At 61.9% G+C, this 8,742-nt stretch carries 8 protein-coding genes; 4 read left to right on the top strand and 4 right to left on the bottom strand.

Features of this window, described 5'->3' with window-relative positions; all coding sequences use genetic code 11:
- Together PMI29_RS08000 and PMI29_RS07995 are read right to left on the bottom strand one after the other, a co-directional pair.
- On the bottom strand, positions 1–433 hold a 433-nt coding region (locus PMI29_RS08000), incomplete at its 3' end, for a tripartite tricarboxylate transporter TctB family protein (protein ID WP_008001313.1).
- A 1-nt stretch (position 434) separates the two neighbouring features.
- The gene (locus PMI29_RS07995; RefSeq protein ID WP_008001315.1) at positions 435–1,400 is read right to left on the bottom strand and encodes a Bug family tripartite tricarboxylate transporter substrate binding protein; all 966 of its coding nucleotides are present in this window, start codon (positions 1,398–1,400) and stop codon (positions 435–437) included.
- 389 nt (positions 1,401–1,789) lie between these two features.
- On the opposite strand from PMI29_RS07995, the gene PMI29_RS07990 reads away from it, so the two are divergent.
- The 4 genes from PMI29_RS07990 to PMI29_RS07975 all read left to right on the top strand — a co-directional run bounded on the left by PMI29_RS07990 (position 1,790) and on the right by PMI29_RS07975 (position 6,738).
- Positions 1,790–2,047 carry a DUF2790 domain-containing protein gene (locus tag PMI29_RS07990; RefSeq protein ID WP_008001316.1) on the top strand — a complete coding sequence of 86 codons (258 nt, stop codon included), beginning with the start codon at positions 1,790–1,792 and terminating at the stop codon, positions 2,045–2,047.
- Between the two features lie 84 nt (positions 2,048–2,131).
- Entirely contained in the window at positions 2,132–2,803 is a 672-nt protein-coding gene (locus PMI29_RS07985; RefSeq protein WP_008001318.1) for a heavy metal response regulator transcription factor, read from the top strand.
- Between the two features lie 8 nt (positions 2,804–2,811).
- Complete coding sequence (locus PMI29_RS07980; protein WP_008001320.1) at positions 2,812–4,242, top strand: heavy metal sensor histidine kinase; 1,431 nt, start codon at positions 2,812–2,814, stop codon at positions 4,240–4,242.
- A gap of 108 nt (positions 4,243–4,350) precedes the next feature.
- On the top strand, positions 4,351–6,738 hold the full coding sequence (locus tag PMI29_RS07975; protein ID WP_008001322.1) for a DUF3772 domain-containing protein: 2,388 nt from the start codon (positions 4,351–4,353) through the stop codon (positions 6,736–6,738).
- A 121-nt stretch (positions 6,739–6,859) separates the two neighbouring features.
- Here PMI29_RS07975 and PMI29_RS07970 read toward each other — a convergent pair whose 3' ends face one another.
- On the bottom strand, positions 6,860–8,350 hold the full coding sequence (locus PMI29_RS07970) for an aldehyde dehydrogenase family protein (RefSeq protein ID WP_008001324.1): 1,491 nt from the start codon (positions 8,348–8,350) through the stop codon (positions 6,860–6,862).
- 48 nt (positions 8,351–8,398) lie between these two features.
- Positions 8,399–8,740 carry a c-type cytochrome gene (locus tag PMI29_RS07965; protein WP_008001327.1) on the bottom strand — a complete coding sequence of 114 codons (342 nt, stop codon included), beginning with the start codon at positions 8,738–8,740 and terminating at the stop codon, positions 8,399–8,401.
- Between the last annotated feature and the right edge of the window lie 2 nt (positions 8,741–8,742).

The raw sequence follows: 8,742 nt of genomic DNA on the forward strand, positions 1-8,742 counted from the left end.
CCCCCAGCCAGTAGATCGGCAGGGTCAAGGCAATGCCGATGGCCAGGTCCCGCACGGGATGACGGCTGCCAAAACCCCGCGCCGAACAGGCAAACAGCAACCCGGCGGCCAGCACAAAACCGATCAGGTTGATCAGCACCGCCACCCCGACAAGCCCCGCGGTCACCCAGGCCGCACCGGTTTTTCCACCGGACACCATGGCGGCATCGTTATCCAGCTCGCGAAAGCCGCCACTGATGGCCTGATACCCCAGCAGCAGCCCCACGGCCCCCAGAAACGCCGCCACGACATAGGGATAAACGTACGCCGGGAGGATGACGAACCCCATTTCCGGCGGAAAACGGTAGGCGCCCATCGCCAACATGACGCTGATGGCAATCAGGCCGATGCCGACCGCCAATTGCGTCGGTACCACTGCGCGCAGTGTGGCCATCTCAAATCAGCCCGACCTTGACCAGCATGGCGCGCAACCGCACGTGTTCTTCCTCGACGAATTTGCCGAACTCATCGCCGGTCAGCACGCTGGGCGTCCAGGCGTTGGTCTGGATATTGTCCTGCCAGACCTTACTGTTGCTGGCGGCCACGACCGCGTCGATCACCTCTTTACGCTGCTGCGGGGTGAGGCCCGCTGCACCGTAAACGCCGCGCCAGTTGCCGATCGTCACGTCATAGCCGCTCTCCTTGAGGGTCGGGGCGTCAATACCGGGAACACGCTCCGGCGCGCCGATGGCCAGGACACGGAACTGGCCGGTCTTGATGTATTGGCCCAACTCGGCGTAACCGCCGGTGATCACCTTGAGCTGCCCGCCCAGCGCCTGGGCAACCACCTCGCCACCCCCGCCAAAGGCCACGTAGTTGACCTTGTTGACCGGCACATCCAGCTTGCCCGCAAGCTCGGCGATGCCGATGTGATCCACCGAGCCCTTGGAGCCGCCGCCCCAGGTGATGCTCGTCGGATTGGCCTTGAAGGCCTTGATCAGGTCGTCGAGGGTCTTGTATTCAGACTCCTTGCGCACGGCGATCACGTTGTACTCGGTGAACAGCCGGGCAATGGGCGTCACATCCTTCAGGCTGATCTGCGGTTTGTTCTGTTCGATGCCCGCGACCATGATTGCCCCGACCACCAACAGCGCATTCGGATCGCCCTTGGTGCTGTTGGCAAATTGCGCCAGGCCCAGGGTCCCGCCCGCGCCGCCCTTGTTCTCGAAGGTCACGGCCTTGGCCGTATTGGCTTCGACCATCGCCTTGCCCAGCACCCGGGCAGTCTGGTCATAACCACCGCCCACTGAACCCGGGGCCATGAATTTCACGGTATCCAGCGCGAAGGCCGGTGCAACAAGCACGGCAGCGGTCAAACCGGCGGCCATGCAGCGACTGAAACGACGGATCAAAGCGGACATGGGCATCTCCTGATTGCATTGTTTTTATAGGTGCCGTTTGCCCATCGAGGTGTTCGATGAACATGGGCCTGCGAACAAGCTTAGGCCATGGATCCGCGGGTTGATCTGTTTTGCATAAACCACCTGCCAATAACACCGCAACCCCCTGTAGGAGCGAGCTTGCTCGCGATGGTCGCTAACGAATACGCGGGTCATCTGTGTAAACGCGGTGCCTTTACGTCCATCGCGAGCAAGCTCGCTCCTACAAGGGATTGCGGTGTTGCGGGCGGCGTTTCATTACAACTTTGTCATCAAGTTGTTGGTCGGCTGTCCGGATCGCTTAGTTAGCCTGAACTCACTGTCAGGCCAACCACCGGCAGCCACCCTGCCCTTGTAGAGAGAGATTCGTCATGAAAATGTTGATCGCGGGTTTTGCCGCCCTGCTCGTCACCGGTTCGGCGTTTGCCGTCACCCAGTCCACCTCGCCGGTCATCCACGACAAAGACGGTTTTTATGTGCCGGTGGATGTGGCCAAAGTGCTGTCCATGACCGACCTTTCCGGCAAGTGCGGTATCGTTCCGGCGCAGTTCAACTACCTCGACCACCAGGGTCGCGAGCACCAGCTGGACTATCGGGTCCAGGGCGTAGGTTGTATTGGCGAGAATTGACCGGATGCCTGTATTCACCACTGGCCGGGCTACACTTGCGCCACTGGCTTGCCCCTGTAGCCCGACCGAATCAGGCAGATTTCCATGAATATCCTCGTAGTCGAAGACGAACCCAAGGCCGGCAATTACCTGCTCAACGGCCTGCAGGAACTCGGATACACCGTGAGCCTGGCGCGGGACGGCGTCGATGGCCTGCACCTGGCCCTGGAACACGACTTCGACGTGATCGTGCTGGACGTGATGATGCCGAAGATGGATGGCTGGGAAGTCCTGCGCCGCTTGCGCAAGGAAGCCGATACGCCGGTGCTGTTCCTCACCGCCCGGGATGACATCGCCGACCGCATCAAAGGCCTCGAACTGGGCGCCGACGATTACCTGATCAAACCCTTCTCCTTCGCCGAACTGGTGGCACGCCTGCGCACCCTGACCCGGCGCGGTCCTACCCGGGAAGACGAACACCTGCACGTCGACGACCTGCAGATCGACGTGCTCAAGCGTCGCGTCAGCCGCGCCGGCAACCGCATCACCCTGACCAACAAGGAATTTGCCCTGTTGCACCTGTTCGCCACGCATCAGGGCGAAGTGTTGTCACGCTCGATGATCGCCTCGCGGGTCTGGGACATGAATTTCGACAGCGACACCAACGTCGTCGATGTCGCCGTGCGCCGCCTGCGCCTGAAAATCGATGATCCGTTCCCGCTCAAGTTGATCCACAGCGTGCGCGGCATCGGCTACCGCTTCGACACTCAGCCCTGAATGCCCCCATGAATGCGATGACGCCGCTGCAATCCGCCACCCGCCTCAGCCACTCCCTGACCCTGCGTCTGGCGCTGGTGTTTGCCCTGCTGGCGTTTGTCTCGCTGGCGCTGCTTGGCGTGGCGCTGTACCGCGACCTGGAACGCGAGTTGATCCGGCGCGACGACATTGCCCTGATCACCCGCATCGACCAGTTGCGTACCTTCCTCAACGACAGCAACACCCTGGACCTGATCAAGGCCAAACCGGCGCTGTTCCAGAACATGATGGGCAACCGCGAGGCCCTGCTGACTATTGGCACCCCTGGGCAACCGCCATTGCTTGTGGTCAACCCGGGCAACCTGAAAATGCCGGTGCTGACCCCGGTGGCCATGGATCATCGGCTGACCCTGGACGACGTGCAGCATTTGCCCAACGTCAATGGCGTGCCGTTTTCCGCCTTGGCGGCGACCATCGACTCGGGTGATCTGGGCAGCCTGCAAGTGGTGACCGGGCGCCTGATGACCGAGCGCACCGCCGTGCTCGCCGACTACCGGTTCAATGTCTACCTGTTCGCCAGTGTCGCGGCGATTCTGCTGGCGCTGTCCGGTTACGTGCTGGTGCATCGCGGCCTGCTGCCCGTGCGGCGCCTGGCGCGCCATACCCAGAGCATCGACGTCGGCAACCTCAACGAACGCCTCGACAGCCAGGGCGCGCCGCTGGAACTGCTGCCGATGATCGACGCCTTCAACGCCATGCTCGACCGCCTGGACAAAGGCTTCATACAACTGGGCCAGGTGTCGACCGACATGGCCCACGAGCTGCGCACGCCGATCAACAACCTGCTCGGCGAAACCCAGGTGGCCTTGCAGCAGAACCGCAGCACCGACGCCTATCAGCAGCTGTTGGCCTCGAATGTCGAAGAACTCGAGCGCCTGGCGCGCATGCTCGACAACATGCTGTTCCTGGCCCGCACCGATCCGCGCAGTGCCTTGCGCCAGCGTCAGGAGCTGGATGCCGCCGACGAAATGCAACGCATGGCCGATTATTTCGAAGGCCCGGCGACCGACGTCGGCATCTGCATCAATGCCCGGGGCAGCGGCTTGATCTGGGCCGAGCCGATGCTGTTGCGTCGGGCATTGGCCAACCTGTGCGCCAACGCCATCAAGTACGGCGCCCCGCATTCCGAGCTGTGCATCCACGCCAACCCGACCGCCGACGGCATCCAGGTGCAAGTGCGCAACCACGGCCCGACCATCGCGCCCCAGCATCTGCCACGGTTGTTCGAACGTTTCTACCGGGTCGACGAATCCCGCGAACGCTCGGCCCAATCCAATGGCCTGGGCCTGTCGATCGTGGCGACGATCATGCAATTGCACAACGGTGCCTGCAACGTCAGCAGTGCCGACGGCATCACCTGCTTCGAACTGTTTTTCCCGGCGCGGCAACAGCATGAGTAACGCCTGAGCGCAAACCACCCGGGGCACTTGTGGCAAAACAATGCTCAAGGATGCGTGTCATGACCTAACCTCATTGGCTAAGTGACTAACAACCCGTCGAGCACGCCGATGTTCAATGTATTGAAGTCAATGAGTTACGTCGCCTTCGCGCTTCTGGCGGCGAGTCCGGGATGGCTGTTGGCGGCGCCCGTGGCCGACACCCTTGCTCCCACCACCACGACCCCGGTCATCAGCATCTCCGACAGCGATCTGCTGGGGTTGCAAAACCGGCTGAACAGCCTCAAGCAGCAGGTTTCCCAGGCCAGCAATTACACTCAGCTGGAAAGCTCACAGGGCCTGGTCCAGGTACTCATCCAGGATATTGATCGCCAGTCCACATCGCTGTTGCCAGGACAGGAGCAGTTGCAGGCGCAACTCAACGTGCTGGGGCCAGTGCCACACGACGAGAACGCATTGGTGACGTCTGCCATTACCGCCCAACGAGACGCCCTCGGCGAGCAAAAAAACAGGATTGATAGCCAAATAAAAACCCTGGCCGCGCTGAAAACAAGTGCCGCCGAGCTGATCACCCAGATTGCCAGTATTCGCCGCACCCTGCTGGAAGCGGAGGTAACCCAGCAGACCAACAGCATCTTGAACCCGCGTTTCTGGTCGCCATTGTTCGATTTTCCTGCCGATGACCGCCGACGTTTCAGCAGCGTCATCCAGCAACTCGAGGCCACGCACCGGGCCGCCTGGCAACCCGGACAACGCATGTTCACGGCCACCCTGCTAATGCTGGCGCTGGCCATATGGACCGTGGGTCGACCGCTCGCCAACCGGGGTCTGGCCTGGCTGTGCCTTCATCGAATGCCTGAAGGTCGGTTACGACGCAGCTCCCTTGCGCTGGCCTCGGTAATGGCGACAGTGCTGACCGCCGGCGCGGCCCTGCAACTGCTGCATTTTGCCGCGACCCGCCAACTGCCCTACACCCCGCTGCTGGCCGAACTGACGCAATACCTGGAAAAGCTTGCCTATACCTGCGTGCTGATCACCGGATTGAGCCGCGCGTTGCTGTCGACCCAACATCCTTCGTGGCGCCTGCCCGATATTTCCGATCCGGTAGCGCTGGCGATGGCGCCCTATTCCAGACTGCTGGCAAGCCTGCTGCTGGTGCTGGTGACACTGGTGCAGTTGAGCAATGTCACCGGCATGAGCGCCGAAGTGGTGCTGTTCGGTCGGGGTATCGTGGCGTTGGTCGCTGCTCTGGTGATCGGCGCGCTCCTGTTGCGCGTCAGCAAGACTCGCCAGGAAATGATAGCGGCCGGAGAAGCCCCGGAAGGCGTCACCACTTTCGCCGGTTTGATTTATACCTTTGCCGGCGTTGCCGTGGTGGTGTCACTGTTCGCCCTGCTGATCGGCTACGTGACGATGGCCCGGTTCATCACCTACGAAATGGTCTGGATATTCATCATCTTCGCCGGTTTCTACCTGCTCACACAGGTCTACCAAGACACTTGCGACTACCTTTTTTCGCCCAGGCAACCTGCCGGCAAGGCCATCAAGCAGCTACTGGGCATCGGTAATCCACGCCTGGAACAGATCTGCACCGTGCTGTCCGGGGCTGGCCGCGCCGTCCTCCTACTGATCGGTGTCATTGCCTTGTTTGTCGGCGGTGTGGGTACGACGCTCGGTCAACTGGCCACCAATACCGTGGCCATTCTCGGCGGCGAAGGGCTGCGCAAACTGAACATCGTCCCGGACAACCTGGTGAATGCCATCCTGGCCCTGGTGATCGGCATCTACCTGATCCGCTCATTGCGGCGCTGGCTGGATAGCGAGTTCCTGCCGAAAACCGAGATGGACCCCGGCATGTGCGCCTCGCTGAGCACCCTGTTTGCCAACATCGGTTACGTGTCCGTCGTCCTGCTCACGCTGTCGTCGCTGGGAATCAAGTGGACCAACCTGGCCTGGATCGTCAGTGCCCTGTCGGTAGGTATCGGCTTTGGCCTTCAGGAGATCGTGAAGAATTTCATCTCCGGCCTGATCCTGCTGACCGAACGCCCGGTGAAAGTCGGCGACCTGATCAGCATCAGTGGCGTGGAAGGCGACATCCGTCGGATCAACGTGCGGGCCACGGAAATACAACTCGCCGACCGCTCGATCATGATCGTTCCCAACTCCCACCTGATTTCGCAGAACCTGCGCAACGTCACCCTGGGCGGCAGCGCCCAGGGCGTGGTGATACTCGAACTGATGTTTCCGCTGGACATCGACCCGGAGCAAGTACAAAACCTGCTGTACGACACCTTCACCGAACACGAATCCATTCTGGATAAGCCAGTGCCATTTTTGCGCTTCAGTCAGCTGAAACCTGAAGGCATCACCTTGACCATCACCGGCTACGTCGGCAGCCCACGCACGGTGGGCGCGATCAAAAGCGAGCTGCTGTTTGAAATTCTCAAGCGGCTGGGTGCCGCCGGCATTGAACTGGCGAAACCGCCACCCGCAGCATGATGTGGGAGCGAGCCTGCTCGCGATGGTCGCCAACGATAACGCGAACTAACTGACAGACCGCATTATCTTGACGTTTTTCGCGAGCAAGTCGGATCGCCGCACCGTCGCTCCTACAGGTTGATCAATGGGCGATGCACACCGACTTGAGCTCGGTGTAGGCCTCGATCACCGCACGACCGAACTCGCGGCCCATGCCCGATTGCTTGACGCCACCGAACGGCATCGCCGGGTCGAGCAGCACGTGGGCGTTGACCCACACGGTACCGGCTTCGATGCGCGGCACCAGGTTCATGGCTTTGCCCAGGTCGTTGGTCCACAGGCTCGCGGCCAGGCCGTAGCGGTTGTCGTTGGCCAGTTCGATCACGGCGTCTTCGTCGTCGAACGGCATCACGCCCAGTACCGGGCCGAACACTTCTTCGCGGGCCACGGCCATGCTGTGGTCGATGTCCGCCAGGATGGTCGGCTGCACGAAGAAGCCGTCGCCCTCCAGCAACTCACCGCCAGCGACCACCCGCGCACCTTCCTGGCGGGCCAGTTCGATGTGCTTGAGCACGCTCTGTTGTTGCTTGCGCGACACCAGCGGGTTGATCGCCGCGTCGCCGTTCATGCCCGCGCCAATCGGCATCGCCGAGACGGCGGCGGCCAGGGCCTCGACGAATCTGTCGTGGATCGAACGGTGTACATAGAAGCGCGATGCCGCGGCGCAGACCTGGCCGTTGTTCAGCAAGCCACCGAGGATCGCGCCTTGCACGGCTTTGTCGATGTCGGCATCGGCGAGCACAATCATAGGGTTCTTGCCGCCCAGTTCCAGGGAGAAGCGCGTCATGTTTTCCATGCACGCCACGCCGACGCTCTTGCCCACGGCGGTGGAACCGGTGAACGACACCTTGCTCACCAGTGGATGCGAGGTCAGCACACCGCCGACCGAGGCACCGCCACCGGTGACCACGTTGAACACACCGGCCGGGATGCCCGCTTCCAGCGCCAGCTCGGCCAGGCGCATGGCGGTCAACGGGGTTTCCATCGCCGGCTTGATGATGACGGTGCAACCAGTGGCCAGGGCCGGCATCAGCTTCCAGGTGGCGATCAGCAGCGGGAAGTTCCACGGCACGATGCCGACCACCACGCCCACCGGCTCACGCTTGGTGAACGCGGTGAATTTGGCGCCTGGTGGCAGCGGGATCGACACGTCGAAGGTCTGCCCTTCGATCTTGGTCGCCCAGCCGGACATGTAGCGCATGAATTCCACGGTGGCGTTCAGGTCCAGCGCGCGGGCCATGTTGATCGACTTGCCCTGGCTCAGGGTTTCCAGCTGGGCCAGTTCTTCGGCGTGTTCTTCGACCAGGCGGGTGAAGTTCAGCAGGATGCGCTCACGGTCGGCCGGGCGCAGGCTCGACCATACGCCGGATTTGAACGCCTTGTGCGACGACTGTACGGCGCGCTCGACGATCTCCAGCGGCGCATCCAGGGTTTCGCACAGGGTTTGCCCGGTGGCCGGGTTGACCACGGCGATGCTGTCGCCCTCGGCAAACACCCACTGGCCGTCAATGAAGCAGCCGTGACGACGCTCGAGGAATGCAGCCACCTGGGGCAGGATTTCAACGTTGCTCATAATTCACCTTTCATTCAGACGATTTGTTCAGGCGCAAATGCGGCCTGATCAGTGTTGTTCTTTGAGGAAGCACGCGACCGCCTGGCGGTCGTCGGCGGAAGCCAGGCCCATGTACGGCATGTAGGTGCCCGGCACAAAGGCCTGGGGCTGGGTGATCAATTGCGTGATGTTCTCGGCTTGCCAGCTGACGTCTTTGTCGCGCATGGCCTGGGAGTAGCTGAAGCCCGGCAGCGAGCCGGACTTGCGCCCGTACACGCCGAAAAGATTCGGCCCCATCATCCCGGTCGTACCCTTGGTCACCGCGTGGCAGACGCTGCACTCAGTGGCAAACACTTCGGCACCACGATGGGTATCCGTGGCGCACTCGGCGGCAGACACCGCCTGAGCCAGGG

It is taken from the genome of Pseudomonas sp. GM49, from assembly GCF_000282355.1.
Lineage (GTDB): Bacteria > Pseudomonadota > Gammaproteobacteria > Pseudomonadales > Pseudomonadaceae > Aquipseudomonas.

Bases quoted from the DNA above. Each gene is read 5' to 3' on its own strand.
- PMI29_RS07995 (WP_008001315.1), bottom strand. From the start codon at position 1,400: ATGTCCGCTTTGATCCGTCGTTTCAGTCGCTGCATGGCCGCCGGTTTG.
- PMI29_RS07990 (WP_008001316.1), top strand. From the start codon at position 1,790: ATGAAAATGTTGATCGCGGGTTTTGCCGCCCTGCTCGTCACCGGTTCG.
- PMI29_RS07985 (WP_008001318.1), top strand. From the start codon at position 2,132: ATGAATATCCTCGTAGTCGAAGACGAACCCAAGGCCGGCAATTACCTG.
- PMI29_RS07980 (WP_008001320.1), top strand. From the start codon at position 2,812: ATGAATGCGATGACGCCGCTGCAATCCGCCACCCGCCTCAGCCACTCC.
- PMI29_RS07975 (WP_008001322.1), top strand. From the start codon at position 4,351: ATGTTCAATGTATTGAAGTCAATGAGTTACGTCGCCTTCGCGCTTCTG.
- PMI29_RS07970 (WP_008001324.1), bottom strand. From the start codon at position 8,350: ATGAGCAACGTTGAAATCCTGCCCCAGGTGGCTGCATTCCTCGAGCGT.